Source organism: Mesorhizobium sp. B4-1-4 (assembly GCF_006439395.2).
Classification (GTDB): domain Bacteria; phylum Pseudomonadota; class Alphaproteobacteria; order Rhizobiales; family Rhizobiaceae; genus Mesorhizobium.
Genome location: NZ_CP083950.1, coordinates 5,796,156 through 5,809,925 on the forward strand (window position 1 = coordinate 5,796,156; position 13,770 = coordinate 5,809,925).

Below are 13,770 nucleotides of genomic sequence, written 5' to 3' on the forward strand. Positions count from 1 at the left end.
AACGGTTCGGCTTTCTGCTCCGCTGCGTTCTTCGGCTGAAATCACGGCATGGATCCTTGGGTCTTCGCGACGGAGCTTCGCTCCTGCTTCGCCCAAGCATGACGAATTCTGAAAGGCTTCGGCCAACCTCGGATGGCTGCGATAATCCGCTCGAGCGATCGGTGGGAACTGAATGCCAACTTCGACCTCCGGACATGGCGATGAGCGAGCCTCTAACCGTTGGGATGGTGTCATGAGAACATCCCTCATGGATCGCCGTGATTTCCTGAGGGCCGCGGGCATTGGCTTTGCCGCCGCGATGGCACCGTCGGCCTGGGCAAAAACGCTGGCGGCGGGTGCCGTCTTCGCCACCGCCTTCCTCAAGCGCGACGGCGGTTTTGGTGCTGCCGTCCTGTCGGAGGCCGGCAAGGTGCTGCATGCGATCGACCTGCCCGATCGCGGCCACGACGTCACCTTCGATCCCGTATCCAGGCGTTCGGTGGTTTTCGCCCGCCAGCCGGGCACTTTCGCCGTCGTTTTCGATCACACCGGGCACGATGCTCCGCTGACAATCGCCAGCATCCCCGGCCGGCATTTCTTCGGCCATGGCGTGTTCTCGCCCGACGGCGCGCTGCTCTACGCCACGGAGAATGATTTCGACAACGCTGCAGGCGTGGTCGGCATCTATGATGCGCGGGCGAAATTCAGCCGCGTCGGGGAGTTCCCGACCTACGGCATGGGGCCGCACGAGCTTCTGCTGCTGGGCGATGGCAGGACGATCGCGGTCGCCAATGGCGGCATCGAGACCCATCCCGATTATGGCCGTGCCGAGCTCAACATCGGGACCATGAAGCCGTGCTATGTGCTTGTCGACCGCGTCTCTGGTGACCTCATCGAAAAGCACGAACTGCCGGCGGCGCTGCATCAGCTGTCGATCCGCCACATGGACACCGACCAGACCGGCACCGTCTGGTTCGGCTGCCAATACAGGGGGCCGGGCACCGATCGTCCGGCGTTGGTCGGCCGCGCCACGCGCGGCAAGGATCTGCAGTTGCTCGACATGCCGGGGGATGTGCTGTCCGGCTTTCGCAACTATATCGGCTCGGTCGCCGCCAACGATTCAGCCGGCACCGTTGCCGTCTCGTCGCCGGAAGGCAATTCGCTTGTGGTGATCGATGCGGCGAGCGGTCGGGTCGTCTCGACCAGCGTGCTGGTCGAGGTCTGCGGCCTGGCGCCTGACGGATCGGGCTTCATGGCCACCACGGGCGCTGGCGAGATCATCGAGGGCAGCGGCGCGAAGCGATCGAAACCGGACTATGTCTGGGATAACCATGTGCTGCGTATCGAACAGGTCTGATAGCGCGCTGGCAGAACCGAAGCCGTTTAACAAATTGTGCTTGCGGTGGCGCGCCTTGGCGGGCACAGGGAAGTGGTTCTCGGAACCGGTCGCTTCATGAAATTGCTTGCCATCGACTGTGCCGCCAGCCTCTGCGCCGCCTGCGTCTACGACGCGGCGGCAGAGGAGGAACTCGGCCGCTCGGTGCTCGATCTCGGCAAGGGCCATGCCGAACACCTGATGGCGGTCATCGCCGAGGCGATGAAGGCGGGTGCGACTGACTACGCCGGCCTTGGCGCCATCGCCGTCTCCGTCGGTCCCGGTTCCTTCACCGGCCTTCGCGTCGGTGTTTCGACCGCGCGCGGGTTGGCGCTGGCGCTCAAGGTGCCCGCGATCGGCGTGACGACGCTCGAGGCGCTGGCGGCCGAAGCGGCAGCGGCATTTCCCGGCCGCGCCGTGCTGGCGGCGCTCGATGCCGGCCGTGAGGAGATCCATGCCGCATTGTACGATAAAATGTCAGCTTTGACTTACGGCCCCGCGGTGACCACGCTGGCGGAAGCCACGGCCCTGGCGGTCGAAAATGCTGCCGTGCTTGCCGGCACCGCGGCGGCGCACATCGCCGCTTCAGCCGGGCGCGCTTTCGACATCGGGCCACGGATGGCCACCGCCGACATTGTCACCTACGCCCGTCTTGCCGTCGCCAAAGGCGAGAGCGAAAGGCCAAAACCGCTTTACCTGCGCGACGCCGATGCCAAGCCGCAGGCCGGATTTATTCTTTCGAGGCAAGAAAAATAGAATGCGCATACCTTTTCTTCAGCCGCGTCGCCGGGACTATGCACTCGAGCCGCTCAGGATCACCGACAGTCCCGCGATCTCGCTGCTGCACCGCGAGGATTTCGTCCGCCCGTGGACCGATGGCGAGTTCGCTGCCTTGCTCGAACAGGACACCGTGTTCGGCTACGCCGCGCGCGAAACCGGGCAGGGCGCCAAGCCGCCGGTGGGCTTCGTGCTGGCAAGGCTGGCAGCCGGCGAGGGCGAGATTCTGACCGTCGCCGTGGCGCGATCGCATCGCCGCCAGGGGCTGGGCTGGCAGCTGATGGACGCGGTGCTACGCGAACTGCACGCCCAACGCGCCGAAGCGCTGTTCCTGGAGGTCGACGAGACCAATGTCGCCGCGATCGCCCTCTATCGGCGGCTCGGCTTCCGCGAAGTCGGCAAGCGCCCGGATTACTATAAGGCGCCCGGGCGCGGGCCGACCGGGGCGCTTGTCATGCGCCGCGATCTTCGCTAGCCAGAGGCCGCATGACCCCGAAAATCGGATCCGATTTCGGAAGGATCATGCGCCAAGATTAAGGTGTTGCAGCGTCCTTTGCGCGTCCAGGAGGACGCGCGGCACTGTAATGGTAAGGCCAAGGACGCATGATCGGAAAAATCAGGGTTTTCCTGGCGCTGGGCCTCGTCGTTGCCGGTTCGCTGGTCCTGGTGCCGTTGCAGATACTGTCGATGAAAACCGGCTGGTGGCCGGAAACCGTCATCCTCAAGACATGGCATAGGTTGATTGTCCGGGCGCTCGGCATGCGCATCCATGTCAAGGGGACGCTGTCGGCCAAGCGCCCCTTGCTGGTTGCCGCGAACCACATCTCCTGGACCGACATCATGGTGCTGGGCTCTTTTGCCGATGTGAAGTTCATCGCCAGGGCCGACATGGAAGGCTGGCCGCTGATCGGCATGCTGTCGAAACTGCAGCGCACCGTCTTCATCGAGCGCGAACGCAAGCGTTCCTCGGGCGACCAGGCCAGCGAGATCGCCGGCCGCATGGCCAAGGGCGACGTCATGGTGCTGTTCGCCGAGGGTTCGACCGGTGACGGCAATGTCGTCCTGCCGTTCAAGAGCACGCTGTTCGGGGCCGCGTCGATGGCGATTTCGGAGGGTGCTGCCGAGCAGGTATTCATCCAGCCGGTGGCGATCGTCTATACGCGCCTGCATGGCGTGCCGCTCGGCCGCCGGCACCGCCCGATCGCGGCCTGGATCGGCGACGAGGATTTGATGCCGCACCTCAAGGTGCTGATGGCCGAAGGCGCCCTCGATGTAGAGGTGCATTTCGGTGAAGCGATTGCCTTTTCCAAGGGCTCGAACCGCAAGGAAACGGCGAAGCTGATGGAAAGGCAGGTGCGCGAGATGATGCAGGCGTCACTCGCCGATCCGCGCCCGAGCCGCTAGCCCGGCACACGCTCCTGCGGGCGCATACCGAGAATCGTCTGTTTTTTGTCACGGAAAGGCGTTAGAAGCCGCCGGATGGACTTGAACCCGATTGAAAGCGACGACATCGGCACTGTCGCCGGAGAGCCGGCAGCGCGCGCCACGGCAACGAAGAAGGTCTTCATCAAGACCTATGGCTGCCAGATGAACGTCTATGACTCACAGCGCATGAGCGACGCTCTGGCCGCCGACGGCTACACCGCGACCGATGCCATCGGCGAGGCTGATCTCGTGCTGCTCAACACCTGCCATATCAGGGAGAAGGCGGCCGAAAAGGTCTATTCCGAGCTCGGCCGCATCCGTGACATCAAGGCGGAGCGCGCCGATGCCGGCCGCGAGTTGCTGATCGGCGTCGCCGGCTGCGTGGCGCAGGCCGAGGGCGCCGAGATCATCAGGCGCTCTCCGGCTGTCGATCTGGTCATCGGTCCGCAGACCTATCACCGCTTGCCTGACGTGCTGGCGAGTGTCCGTGGCGGCGAGAAGATCGTCGAGACCGAATACGCCATTGAGGACAAGTTCGAGCATCTGCCGCAACCCAGGCGCGCCGAGATCATCAAGCGCGGCGTCACCGCCTTCCTCACTGTGCAGGAAGGCTGCGACAAGTTCTGCACCTTTTGCGTCGTGCCCTACACCAGAGGTTCCGAGGTATCGCGCCCGGTCGCACAGATCGTCGCTGAGGCCGAGCGGCTCGCCGAGGCCGGTGTGCGCGAGGTGACGCTGCTTGGCCAGAACGTCAATGCCTGGCATGGCCAAGGCGAAAATGGCGAGGAATGGGGTCTTGGCCGGCTGCTGTTCCGGCTGGCCGAAATCCCCGGCCTTGCGCGGCTGCGCTACACCACCAGCCATCCGCGCGACATGGACGACGAGCTGATTGCTGCCCACCGCGACCTGCCGTCGCTGATGCCCTATCTGCATCTGCCGGTGCAGTCGGGATCCGACCGTATCCTCAAGGCGATGAACCGCAGGCACACGGCCAAGGAGTATCTGGCGTTGCTTGATCGCATCCGTGCCGCGCGGCCGGATATCGCACTGTCTGGCGACTTCATCGTCGGCTTCCCCGGTGAAACGGACGCCGATTTCGAAGCGACCATGGAATTGGTGCGCCAGGTGAACTACGCCTCGGCCTTTTCCTTCAAATATTCGCCACGCCCTGGCACGCCGGGCGCCGATATGCCCGATCATGTGCCGGAATCGGTCAAGGACGAACGCCTGCAGCTCCTGCAGGCTCTGCTTTTGAAACAACAGCAGGATTTCGGCTCGAGCCTGGTCGGCAGCACCATCGACACGCTGATCGAGAAGCCTGGCCGGCAGGCCGGCCAGAAGGTTGGCCGCTCGCCTTGGCTACAGCCGGTTATTGTTGATGAAAAGGCCGGCGAAATCGGTGACATTATCCAGGTACGAATCACGAAGACGGGCTACAATAGCCTGTTCGCCGAATTGGCCTGATGGTCTCGGCAGATGAGGAGAGACGGTTGAGCGCAGCGGAGCTGAAGAATCTGCCCCCGGTACCGGCATCTGGGGCTTCTGACATGGCGCACATCGTTCTGACTTTCGACAACAACAAGCTTGCCAGCGCCCTTTACGGTCAGTTCGACGAGAACCTCGCCCGGCTCGAGCAGAAGCTCGGCGTCGACATACGCTCGCGCGGCAACCAGCTGACCATCAAGGGGTCTGCTTCGGCCGCCGAACAAGCGCGCCGCGCCTTGGACAATCTCTACGGGATTCTGCAGAAAGGCGTCGATATCAGTCAGTCCGATGTCGACGGCGCCGTGCGCATGGCGGTGGCCGCCGACGATCAACTCACGCTGCCGACGCTAGAGCGCAAGGGCAAGGTTTCAGCTGCCCAGATATCCACCCGCAAGAAGACGATCTACGCCCGCTCGCTCACCCAGGACGCCTATATGCGGGCCTTGGAGCGGTCGGAACTGGTGTTCGGCATCGGTCCGGCCGGCACCGGCAAGACTTATCTGGCGGTGGCGCATGCGGCGATGCTGCTCGAACGCGGCATGGTCGAGCGTATCGTGCTGTCGCGCCCCGCGGTCGAAGCCGGCGAGCGGCTGGGTTTCCTGCCCGGCGACATGAAGGAGAAGGTCGATCCCTATCTGCGGCCGCTCTATGACGCGCTCTATGACATGATGCCGGCCGACAAGGTCGAACGCGCCATTGCGGCGGAAGTGATCGAGATCGCGCCGCTCGCCTTCATGCGCGGCCGCACGCTGGCGCATGCCGCGGTCATCCTCGACGAGGCGCAGAACACCACGCCGATGCAGATGAAGATGTTCCTGACGCGTCTTGGCGAAAATTCGCGCATGATCGTGACGGGCGATCCGACCCAGATCGACCTGCCGCCGAACACCAAGTCCGGCCTGGTCGAGGCGCTCAGGATTCTTGACGGCGTGACGGGTATGGTGACGGTGCGCTTCAACGAGGGTGACGTCGTCCGGCATCCGCTGGTCGCCGAGATCGTCAAGGCCTATGACCGGGACGGCAAGCTCGCCCGCGGCATGGGGACCGAAGGCTGATTTGACCCCATGACGGAGCCCGAAAGGCCTGATGGGATGGGCCTGCCCCTTCCCGTCGACATCGATCTGATGGTCGAGGCGGGAAACTGGCCTGGAGAGGCGGTGCTTTTGCAGCTTGTCGACAAAGCCGCCGCGGCCGCTTTCGCCGAAACCGGCGCGGCAGGACATTCCGAACTGAGTGTCGTTTTTTCCGACGACGCCCATATCCGCACGCTGAACGCCGGCTGGCGCGGCAAGGACAAGCCGACCAACGTCTTGTCTTTCCCGGCTTTTCCGCATGCGAAAGGCGCTCCGCTGCCGCCGATGTTGGGCGACATCGTGCTCGCCGCCGAGACGGTGGCGCGCGAGGCGGCACTGGAAGACAAGCCCCTGGAGAACCATATCTCCCATCTCGTCATCCATGGCCTGCTGCATTTGCTGGGCTACGATCACGAGACCGACGCCGAGGCCGAGGAGATGGAAGCTCTCGAACGTACAGCGCTCGCAAGGCTTGCCATTCCCGATCCCTACGCGTAACTACATCTGACAATTGACCGGACGACGATGAACGACAAACCAGAGACTGCCGCCCGCCCCGACGCCGGCAGTGCCGCCAAGGCTTCCGATACGTCGGAAGAGGGATCAAGTCCGAGTACCGTTACCCCTGGTGTTGCCAACACCGGCAGCGTTGCCAGCGAGTCTTCGCCTGCCGGCCCTTCCCTGTTCGAGCGTGTTCTGGGCCTGTTCCGGCAACGCAATGGAACCAGCCTGCGTGAGGAAATCGCCGGCGCGCTTGCCGAGACAGCCAGCGATGCCGAATCCTTCTCGCCTGGCGAGCGTGCCATGCTGAACAACATCCTGCGGTTGCGTGAAGTGCGTGTCGAGGACGTCATGGTGCCCCGCGCCGATATCGAGGCCGTCGAGATCACCACGACGCTTGGCGACCTCCTGGGCACGTTCGAACAATCCGGCCACTCCCGCATGCCGGTCTATTCCGAGACGCTCGATGATCCGCGCGGCATGGTCCATATCCGCGACGTGCTGGCGCACATCACCAAGCTCGCGCGCGTCAAGAAGGGGCGCACGACCAGGAAGACGCCGGCCGCCACGCAGCTTGATCTTGCCCAGGTCGACCTCGCGCGCACCATCGGCGAACTCAACCTGATCCGCCAGGTTCTGTTCGTGCCGCCATCGATGCTTGCCTCCGATCTCATGGGCCGCATGCAGACGACGCGCACGCAGATGGCACTGGTCATCGACGAATATGGCGGCACGGACGGCCTTGTCTCGCTCGAGGACATTGTCGAGATGGTCGTCGGCGACATCGAGGACGAGCATGACGATGACGAGCCGATGATCACCCAGGCCGGCGACGGCGTGTTCGTCGTCGACGGCAAGGCCGAGATCGACGACGTCGCCAAGATGATCGGCGGCGATTTCGCCGCTGGCGAACATGGCGAATATGTCGACACCATCGGCGGCATGATCTTCAACACGCTCGGCCGCGTGCCGGCGCGCGGCGAGGTGGTGCAGGCCATCCCGGGCTTCGAGTTCCATGTGCTCGACGCCGATCCGCGCCGCGTCAAGCGCGTGCGCATCGTGCAGAGCCAGAAGGGCGAACGCCGCCGGCGTGCCGCGGCGCGCACCGAACAGGCCTGAGCCGCTCGCTCCCCGATGACGATTGAGGATCCGTTCAAGCACGCGAGCCTGGGGTCCGGTGTCTTCCACAGGGACCCTGTTGCCGCGCTGGCGTGGCTGGAAGCGGCGTTCGGCTTCGAGCGCAGCATGGTGGTCAGTGACGCCGAGGGAAAGCTCGTTCATTCCGAGATGCGGTTCGGCGATTGCTATATCATCGTCGATTCCGAATGGGCTGATTATGTCGCCAGCCCGGCTGCGGTCTCCGGCAAGAACACGCAGTCGGTCTATGTCAGGCTGAAGGACGGCCTCGAAGCGCATTGTGAGCAGGCGCGGGCAGCCGGTGCGGTAATAATCCAGGAGCCGACGGATCAGTTCTATGGCGAGCGCCAGTATCGGGCACGCGATTCCGAGGGTCACGTCTGGATCTTCACGCAGCCGATCCGTTCCGTTTCCCGCGAAGAGGCCGAACACCTGGGCGGCCTGCGGATCGACGGTTGGCATCGATAGAGCGGCGGTCGGGGCATCGCGGCCGTCGGCGTTTGGAGTGCAAGCCGCGGCCTGATAAATCTGGCGTCCTGATTCGCGCGACTCGGAAGTATGCATGGTGCGCCTTGCTGGCCGGATAATTCTGCTTTGGGGTTGGCGGCGCGCGCTCGTTGCCTTTCTTGCCGGAGCGCTGGCGGTGCTCGGCCAGGCGCCATACGATTTCTTCGCCGCCTGCTTTATTTCATTTCCCTTGCTGGTCTGGCTGCTGGACGGCGCAACCGGCGAAGCCTCCGGCAGCCTGTTCCGGCGCCTGCGGCCGGCTTTCGCCGTCGGTTGGTGGTTTGGCTTTGGCTATTTCCTCGCCAGCCTCTGGTGGGTCGGCTCGGCGCTGCTGGTCGAGGCAGACAGCTTTGCCTGGGCGCTTCCCTTCGCCGTAATCGGCATTCCTTTCGCGCTCGCCTTTTTCTATGGCTTTGCGACGATGGTCGCCCGGCTTCTATGGAGCAGCGATGTCGGCCGCATCGCCGCTCTTGCCTTCAGCTTCGGGCTGACGGAGTGGCTGCGCGGCTTCCTGTTCACCGGCTTCCCCTGGAATGCGATCGGCTACGCGGCGATGCCCGTGCCCCTTCTGATGCAGAGCGTCTCGGTGACCGGCATGATCGGCATGAACGCTCTTGCCGTGTTCCTCTTTTCCCTGCCCGCATTGCTGGCGGCGCGCCGGCATCTTCGCCTCGGCGCAGCCCTGTTTGTGCTGCTTGCCGCCGCCCATGTCGGCTTCGGCTATGTCAGGCTTGCCGCTCCTGAAAAGCCGGCTGAGCGCAGCCTGGATGTCCGCATCGTCCAGCCGGCGGTGGACCTGTCGGAAAAATGGAACGCCTCGGTGCGTGACCGCATCTTCGCCACCCTGTTAGGCCTGTCCGCCAAGGCACCGGACCCCGGTCACGGAAAGCCGCAGCTGATCCTGTGGCCGGAAACCTCGGTGCCGTTCCTCTTCACCGAGCGGCCTGATGCGTTGACGGCGCTGGGCGATATGCTGGCCGATGGCCAGATGCTGATTGCCGGCGTCGTTCGCGAGGAGGGCGGCTCGGCGGCCAGCCCTGACAGCCGCTATTACAATTCCGTGGTGGCGATCAACGACAAGGGCGAAATCGCTGACGCCGTCGACAAGGTCCATCTGGTGCCGTTCGGTGAATACCTGCCTTTTGCCGATCTGTTCGGCCGTTTCGGTATCGACCAGCTCGTCGCCGGGCCGATGACGTTCACGGCCGGCAACGAGCGCCACGCAATCACGCTTCCGGGCGGCATCCATGCCCTGCCATTTATTTGTTATGAGGTGATCTTTCCCGACCTCGTGGCGGTTGACGCTACGTCAGCGCAGCTTATTGTGAACGTTACCAATGATGCGTGGTTTGGCGACACGCCGGGGCCATACCAGCATTTCCGGCAGGCTCAGATTCGCGCAGTGGAGAACGGATTGCCCTTGCTGCGCGCTGCCAATAACGGCATCTCGGCCGTCGTCGATCGACACGGACGCGTCGTCGACGCGCTGGCGATCGACGCGCGCGGAGCCATCGATGTGAAGGTGCCGATTTCCGAACAGACGGTCGTTTCCTCAGGCCAGCGACGCATTAACGGAATGCTGATTATGTTGCTGTTTGCGCTGGTCGGGGCCCTGTTGAATGTAAGGCAAAGGCTACGGGTGAATTGACAGTTGGCACATTAGAAACTCATACTGTACCGCCTGAAAATTTCTCGAAGCCAGTGGATCGTTCTGTTGGGGCAGTTCGCCTCCGGCTTTCTTTGGGCAGGAAAAAAACACGAAGCCGAAAAAATTCGGCGAGGAAAAAATGACAGAAGAAAACAAGAAGAAACCGAATCCGATCGACATCCATGTTGGAAGCCGGGTTCGGCTCCGCCGCAACATGCTCGGAATGAGCCAGGAAAAGCTGGGCGAAAATCTCGGCATCACATTTCAACAGATCCAGAAATATGAAAAGGGCACCAATCGCGTCGGCGCCAGCCGCCTGCAGGCGATTGCCTCGATACTCGGCGTGCCCGTCGCCTTCTTTTTCGAGGATGCGCCGGGTCAGGAGTCCGCGGCCAACCGCGGCTTTGCCGAGGATGCCTCTATGGCTTTTGCCGTCGAATTCTGCGGCAGCCCGGAAGGCCTTCAGCTCAACCGCGCCTTTGTCAAGATCGCCGATGTCAAGGTGCGCCGCAGGATCATCGACTTGGTGAAATCGCTCGCGGCGGACGATCTCGACTGATCCGCGATGCGCTTCGAACCGGCGGCACCAGCCGCCGGTGGCACAAGATTTCGGCGTCGACATTCATGCCAGAACGGCGGCAACGCTTGACGAGCGGCGCTCTGCCCCGCTAACACGTGGCGCGCCAAAATCGGCAGCCTGCCGATCGTTTTTCAAGAGGGGACACCCGTGACGCGGCAGAACTACTTCTTTACCTCGGAATCCGTTGCCGAGGGCCATCCCGACAAAGTCTGTGACCGGATCTCCGACGAGATCGTCGATCTGGTCTATCGTGAAGCCAAGAAGACCGGCATGGACCCATGGAAAGTCCGCGTTGCCTGCGAGACCCTGGCGACCACCAACCGCGTCGTCATCGCCGGTGAGGTGCGCGTCCCCGAGACGCTGCTGAAGAAGGACAAGGCCGGCAACATCCTCAAGGACGCGGCGGGGCACCCTGTCGTGAACCCGGCGAAATTCAAATCCGTCGCCCGCAAGGCGATCCGCGAGATAGGCTATGAGCAGGCAGGCTTCCACTGGAAGACGGCCAAGATCGAGGTCCTGCTGCACGGCCAGTCGCCGGACATCGGCCAGGGCGTCGACAACGCCGCCGACCGCCAGGGCGAGGAAGGTGCCGGCGACCAGGGCATCATGTTCGGTTATGCCTGCCGCGAGACGCCCGACCTGATGCCGGCGCCGATCTACTACAGCCACAAGATCCTCGAACTGCTGGCCGCCGCCCGTCACGAAAACAACGGCGAGGCGGGCAAGCTCGGACCGGATGCCAAGAGCCAGGTCACCGTCCGCTACATCGATGGCAAGGCGGCCGAGGCGACGCAGATCGTCCTGTCGACTCAGCATCTCGACTCGACCTGGGACTCCAAGAAGGTCCGCAAGGTCGTGGAACCCTACGTTCGCGAGGCGCTTGGCGATCTCAAGATCGCCGACGATTGCATGTGGTACATCAACCCGACCGGCAAGTTCGTCATCGGCGGGCCAGACGGCGATGCGGGCCTCACCGGCCGCAAGATCATCGTCGACACCTATGGTGGCGCGGCACCTCACGGCGGCGGCGCCTTCTCCGGTAAGGATACCACCAAGGTCGATCGTTCGGCCGCATATGCGGCGCGTTACCTCGCCAAGAATGTCGTGGCGGCGAAGCTGGCCGACCGCTGCACCATCCAGCTTTCCTATGCCATAGGTGTCGCCCAGCCGCTGTCGGTCTATGTCGACCTCCACGGCACCGGCAAGGTCGACGAGGCAAAGCTCGAAGACGTGCTGCGCAGCGTGATGGATCTGTCGCCGTCGGGCATCCGCCGCCACCTGGACCTTAACAAGCCGATTTACGCCAAGACGTCGTCCTACGGTCATTTCGGTCGCAAGGCCGGCCGTGATGGGTCTTTCTCCTGGGAGAAGACCGACCTCGCCAAGGCGCTCAAGGATGCCGTCGCGGCCTGAGCGCCACGACGGACCCTGCGCCCAACCAGATGAGCCCGCAAGACAGGCCAAGCCGTACGACCGAAGCCTTTTTCGGTCGTCGGCGCGGCAAGCCCGTTCGCCCGCAGCAGGCCGCGGCCCTGGAAAGCGGCCTTGGCGCCTATCGGCTCGATCTGGCGACCGCGGCGCCGCCGGATCTGCGCACTCTGTTTGAAGCTGACGTTTCGGCCGTGCGGCTCGAAATCGGCTTTGGCGGTGGCGAACATCTCCTGCATCGCGCCGTCGAGGCGCCGACGATCGGCTTCATCGGCGTCGAGCCCTTCGTCAACGGCATGGCCAAGATGATGATGGCGGTCCGGGAAAGGCCGCTTGCCAATCTCAGGGTCTATGACGACGACGCCACGCAATTGCTCGACTGGCTGCCCTCGGCCTCGCTGGAGGGCATTGATCTTCTTTATCCCGACCCCTGGCCGAAGAAGAAGCACTGGAAGCGGCGCTTCGTCAGCCAGGTCAATCTCGACCGTTTCGCGCGTGTCCTGAAGCCGGGTTCGAAATTCCGCTTCGCGTCCGATATCGACACCTATGTGAACTGGACCTTGCTGCATTGCCGGGCGCACGGCGCCTTCGCATGGCAGGCCGCGGAAGCGGCGGACTGGCATCGCCCTTACGATGGCTGGCCAGGCACCCGTTACGAGGCGAAGGCCATTCGCGAGGGCCGGCCGCCCGCCTATCTGACTTTCGTCAGGACATAAGCCTTCCGGCAGCTCAGAAACGGCCGATTCGGTCGAACACAGCCGGATCCATGCCAAGCTTGCGCAGGTCGTCCGCGCGCGGCTTGCCGCCGGCTTCCACGGCGCGCGATGCGGCGATGGCGCTGCCGAACGTTGTGAAGAGATCGCCCAAGGCGGAAAATATTCTGCGGTTGCTCATGATCTTGTCCTTTCGCGCGGCAATTCTGTTCGTGTCGTGGCTAAAGGAGCGTCCTGTCGGCGCACACAGGGGGATTGCCGCATGGGGCCATGCGTCTGAAGCAGCGCGGATGCCGTCAGGGCTTTTGCCGCCCCGGCACAGCGGACTTGAAACGCCGGCCCGGATCGTCTATATCAGCTTCAAATTCTTGGTCGGTATGACGAAGAGTGGGTCCACCCGGTCCCGCTCTTTTTTATTACCTGCCGATAGGTTCGAAAAGAACGACAGGGATTAGATGACTGCAACGGCAAGCGAAGGTGACGACCGCATCATCCGCGAAAGCGGCATCGATGCGCGCATCGCGCTGATCATCCAACCCGTGCTGCGCGGCATCGGGTTTCGCCTGGTGCGCGTGCGCCTGTCCGGTCAGAACGGGCTGACGCTGCAGATCATGGCCGAGCGCGAGGACGGCACCATGACCGTCGAGGATTGCGAAGCGGTCAGCCGCGCGGTGTCGCCGGCGCTCGACGTCGACGATCCGATCGAGAAGGCGTATCATCTGGAAGTCTCTTCTCCCGGCATCGACCGGCCGCTGGTCCGCAAATCGGATTTCACGGCGTGGACTGGCCACCTAGTGAAGATGGAGACGTCGGTCGTCGTCGCCGACCGCAAGCGCTTCAAGGGCAAGATCGCCGAAGCCGGCGAAAATGACGTGCTGATAGAGCGCGACAAGGCGGCCTATGGCGAGGAGCCGACGGTGCGCGTGCCTTACGATGCGATCGCAGAGGCGCGCCTGATCCTGACCGACGATCTGATCCGCGATGCCTTGTCGAAGGACAACAGGGCGCGCAAGGAAGCCAAGAAACGCCGCGGCGAGCCGGACGACGACGTGCCGGAGGGTGCGGAAACGGATGTCACGGAAGAACACGAACAGGAAAGTTGATTGAGCTGCCGGACCCGAAGGTCCGGCAAACAGGCTCGG

Annotated in this window: 15 protein-coding genes; 14 read left to right on the forward strand and 1 reads right to left on the reverse strand. The window is 63.5% G+C overall.

Features of this window, described 5'->3' with window-relative positions; all coding sequences use genetic code 11:
* Window positions 1–232 precede the first annotated feature (232 nt).
* The 13 genes from FJW03_RS27800 (at window position 233) to trmB (ending at window position 12,631) form a co-directional block, all read left to right on the forward strand.
* Window positions 233–1,336, forward strand: coding sequence for a DUF1513 domain-containing protein (locus FJW03_RS27800; RefSeq protein ID WP_140765059.1), 1,104 nt, complete (start codon window positions 233–235; stop codon window positions 1,334–1,336).
* 96 nt (window positions 1,337–1,432) lie between these two features.
* Window positions 1,433–2,110 (forward strand): tRNA (adenosine(37)-N6)-threonylcarbamoyltransferase complex dimerization subunit type 1 TsaB, encoded by a 678-nt coding sequence (tsaB, locus tag FJW03_RS27805; RefSeq protein ID WP_140765058.1) that lies wholly within the window; start codon window positions 1,433–1,435, stop codon window positions 2,108–2,110.
* Window position 2,111: 1 nt separating this feature from the next.
* The gene (gene rimI / locus FJW03_RS27810) at window positions 2,112–2,606 is read left to right on the forward strand and encodes a ribosomal protein S18-alanine N-acetyltransferase (protein WP_140607780.1); all 495 of its coding nucleotides are present in this window, start codon (window positions 2,112–2,114) and stop codon (window positions 2,604–2,606) included.
* A 128-nt stretch (window positions 2,607–2,734) separates the two neighbouring features.
* Window positions 2,735–3,535, forward strand: coding sequence for a lysophospholipid acyltransferase family protein (locus FJW03_RS27815; protein WP_140765056.1), 801 nt, complete (start codon window positions 2,735–2,737; stop codon window positions 3,533–3,535).
* Window positions 3,536–3,610: 75 nt separating this feature from the next.
* Window positions 3,611–5,020 (forward strand): tRNA (N6-isopentenyl adenosine(37)-C2)-methylthiotransferase MiaB, encoded by a 1,410-nt coding sequence (gene miaB / locus FJW03_RS27820; protein WP_140765054.1) that lies wholly within the window; start codon window positions 3,611–3,613, stop codon window positions 5,018–5,020.
* Between the two features lie 83 nt (window positions 5,021–5,103).
* Entirely contained in the window at window positions 5,104–6,096 is a 993-nt protein-coding gene (locus FJW03_RS27825) for a PhoH family protein (RefSeq protein WP_226890477.1), read from the forward strand.
* A 36-nt stretch (window positions 6,097–6,132) separates the two neighbouring features.
* Window positions 6,133–6,612: an rRNA maturation RNase YbeY gene (ybeY, locus tag FJW03_RS27830; protein ID WP_413466445.1), complete on the forward strand. Its 480-nt coding sequence runs from the start codon at window positions 6,133–6,135 to the stop codon at window positions 6,610–6,612.
* 27 nt (window positions 6,613–6,639) lie between these two features.
* Window positions 6,640–7,734, forward strand: a complete 1,095-nt coding sequence (locus tag FJW03_RS27835) for a hemolysin family protein (protein ID WP_140765052.1) — start codon at window positions 6,640–6,642, stop codon at window positions 7,732–7,734.
* A gap of 15 nt (window positions 7,735–7,749) precedes the next feature.
* Entirely contained in the window at window positions 7,750–8,220 is a 471-nt protein-coding gene (locus tag FJW03_RS27840; protein ID WP_140765049.1) for a VOC family protein, read from the forward strand.
* A gap of 94 nt (window positions 8,221–8,314) precedes the next feature.
* Window positions 8,315–9,907 carry an apolipoprotein N-acyltransferase gene (gene lnt, locus FJW03_RS27845; RefSeq protein ID WP_140765047.1) on the forward strand — a complete coding sequence of 531 codons (1,593 nt, stop codon included), beginning with the start codon at window positions 8,315–8,317 and terminating at the stop codon, window positions 9,905–9,907.
* Between the two features lie 139 nt (window positions 9,908–10,046).
* Window positions 10,047–10,466, forward strand: coding sequence for a helix-turn-helix domain-containing protein (locus FJW03_RS27850; RefSeq protein WP_140607758.1), 420 nt, complete (start codon window positions 10,047–10,049; stop codon window positions 10,464–10,466).
* A gap of 168 nt (window positions 10,467–10,634) precedes the next feature.
* The gene (gene metK, locus FJW03_RS27855) at window positions 10,635–11,900 is read left to right on the forward strand and encodes a methionine adenosyltransferase (RefSeq protein ID WP_140607756.1); all 1,266 of its coding nucleotides are present in this window, start codon (window positions 10,635–10,637) and stop codon (window positions 11,898–11,900) included.
* 29 nt (window positions 11,901–11,929) lie between these two features.
* Window positions 11,930–12,631: a tRNA (guanine(46)-N(7))-methyltransferase TrmB gene (trmB, locus tag FJW03_RS27860; protein ID WP_140765044.1), complete on the forward strand. Its 702-nt coding sequence runs from the start codon at window positions 11,930–11,932 to the stop codon at window positions 12,629–12,631.
* Window positions 12,632–12,644: 13 nt separating this feature from the next.
* Here the strand turns inward: trmB and FJW03_RS27865 are convergent, their stop codons facing one another.
* Window positions 12,645–12,809: a hypothetical protein gene (locus FJW03_RS27865; protein WP_140765041.1), complete on the reverse strand. Its 165-nt coding sequence runs from the start codon at window positions 12,807–12,809 to the stop codon at window positions 12,645–12,647.
* A gap of 274 nt (window positions 12,810–13,083) precedes the next feature.
* Between FJW03_RS27865 and rimP the strand changes: the two genes are divergently transcribed.
* Window positions 13,084–13,731, forward strand: a complete 648-nt coding sequence (rimP, locus tag FJW03_RS27870) for a ribosome maturation factor RimP (RefSeq protein WP_140765038.1) — start codon at window positions 13,084–13,086, stop codon at window positions 13,729–13,731.
* The last annotated feature ends 39 nt before the right edge of the window (window positions 13,732–13,770 follow it).

What these genes read in the sequence shown, in the direction of transcription:
- rimI (WP_140607780.1), top strand. Translation starts at nt 2,112, where the DNA reads ATGCGCATACCTTTTCTTCAGCCGCGTCGCCGGGACTATGCACTCGAG.
- FJW03_RS27835 (WP_140765052.1), top strand. Translation starts at nt 6,640, where the DNA reads ATGAACGACAAACCAGAGACTGCCGCCCGCCCCGACGCCGGCAGTGCC.
- tsaB (WP_140765058.1), top strand. Translation starts at nt 1,433, where the DNA reads ATGAAATTGCTTGCCATCGACTGTGCCGCCAGCCTCTGCGCCGCCTGC.
- FJW03_RS27825 (WP_226890477.1), top strand. Translation starts at nt 5,104, where the DNA reads ATGGCGCACATCGTTCTGACTTTCGACAACAACAAGCTTGCCAGCGCC.
- lnt (WP_140765047.1), top strand. Translation starts at nt 8,315, where the DNA reads ATGGTGCGCCTTGCTGGCCGGATAATTCTGCTTTGGGGTTGGCGGCGC.
- FJW03_RS27840 (WP_140765049.1), top strand. Translation starts at nt 7,750, where the DNA reads ATGACGATTGAGGATCCGTTCAAGCACGCGAGCCTGGGGTCCGGTGTC.
- ybeY (WP_413466445.1), top strand. Translation starts at nt 6,133, where the DNA reads ATGGGCCTGCCCCTTCCCGTCGACATCGATCTGATGGTCGAGGCGGGA.
- FJW03_RS27815 (WP_140765056.1), top strand. Translation starts at nt 2,735, where the DNA reads ATGATCGGAAAAATCAGGGTTTTCCTGGCGCTGGGCCTCGTCGTTGCC.
- trmB (WP_140765044.1), top strand. Translation starts at nt 11,930, where the DNA reads ATGAGCCCGCAAGACAGGCCAAGCCGTACGACCGAAGCCTTTTTCGGT.
- FJW03_RS27850 (WP_140607758.1), top strand. Translation starts at nt 10,047, where the DNA reads ATGACAGAAGAAAACAAGAAGAAACCGAATCCGATCGACATCCATGTT.
- rimP (WP_140765038.1), top strand. Translation starts at nt 13,084, where the DNA reads ATGACTGCAACGGCAAGCGAAGGTGACGACCGCATCATCCGCGAAAGC.
- miaB (WP_140765054.1), top strand. Translation starts at nt 3,611, where the DNA reads ATGGACTTGAACCCGATTGAAAGCGACGACATCGGCACTGTCGCCGGA.
- FJW03_RS27800 (WP_140765059.1), top strand. Translation starts at nt 233, where the DNA reads ATGAGAACATCCCTCATGGATCGCCGTGATTTCCTGAGGGCCGCGGGC.
- FJW03_RS27865 (WP_140765041.1), bottom strand. Translation starts at nt 12,809, where the DNA reads ATGAGCAACCGCAGAATATTTTCCGCCTTGGGCGATCTCTTCACAACG.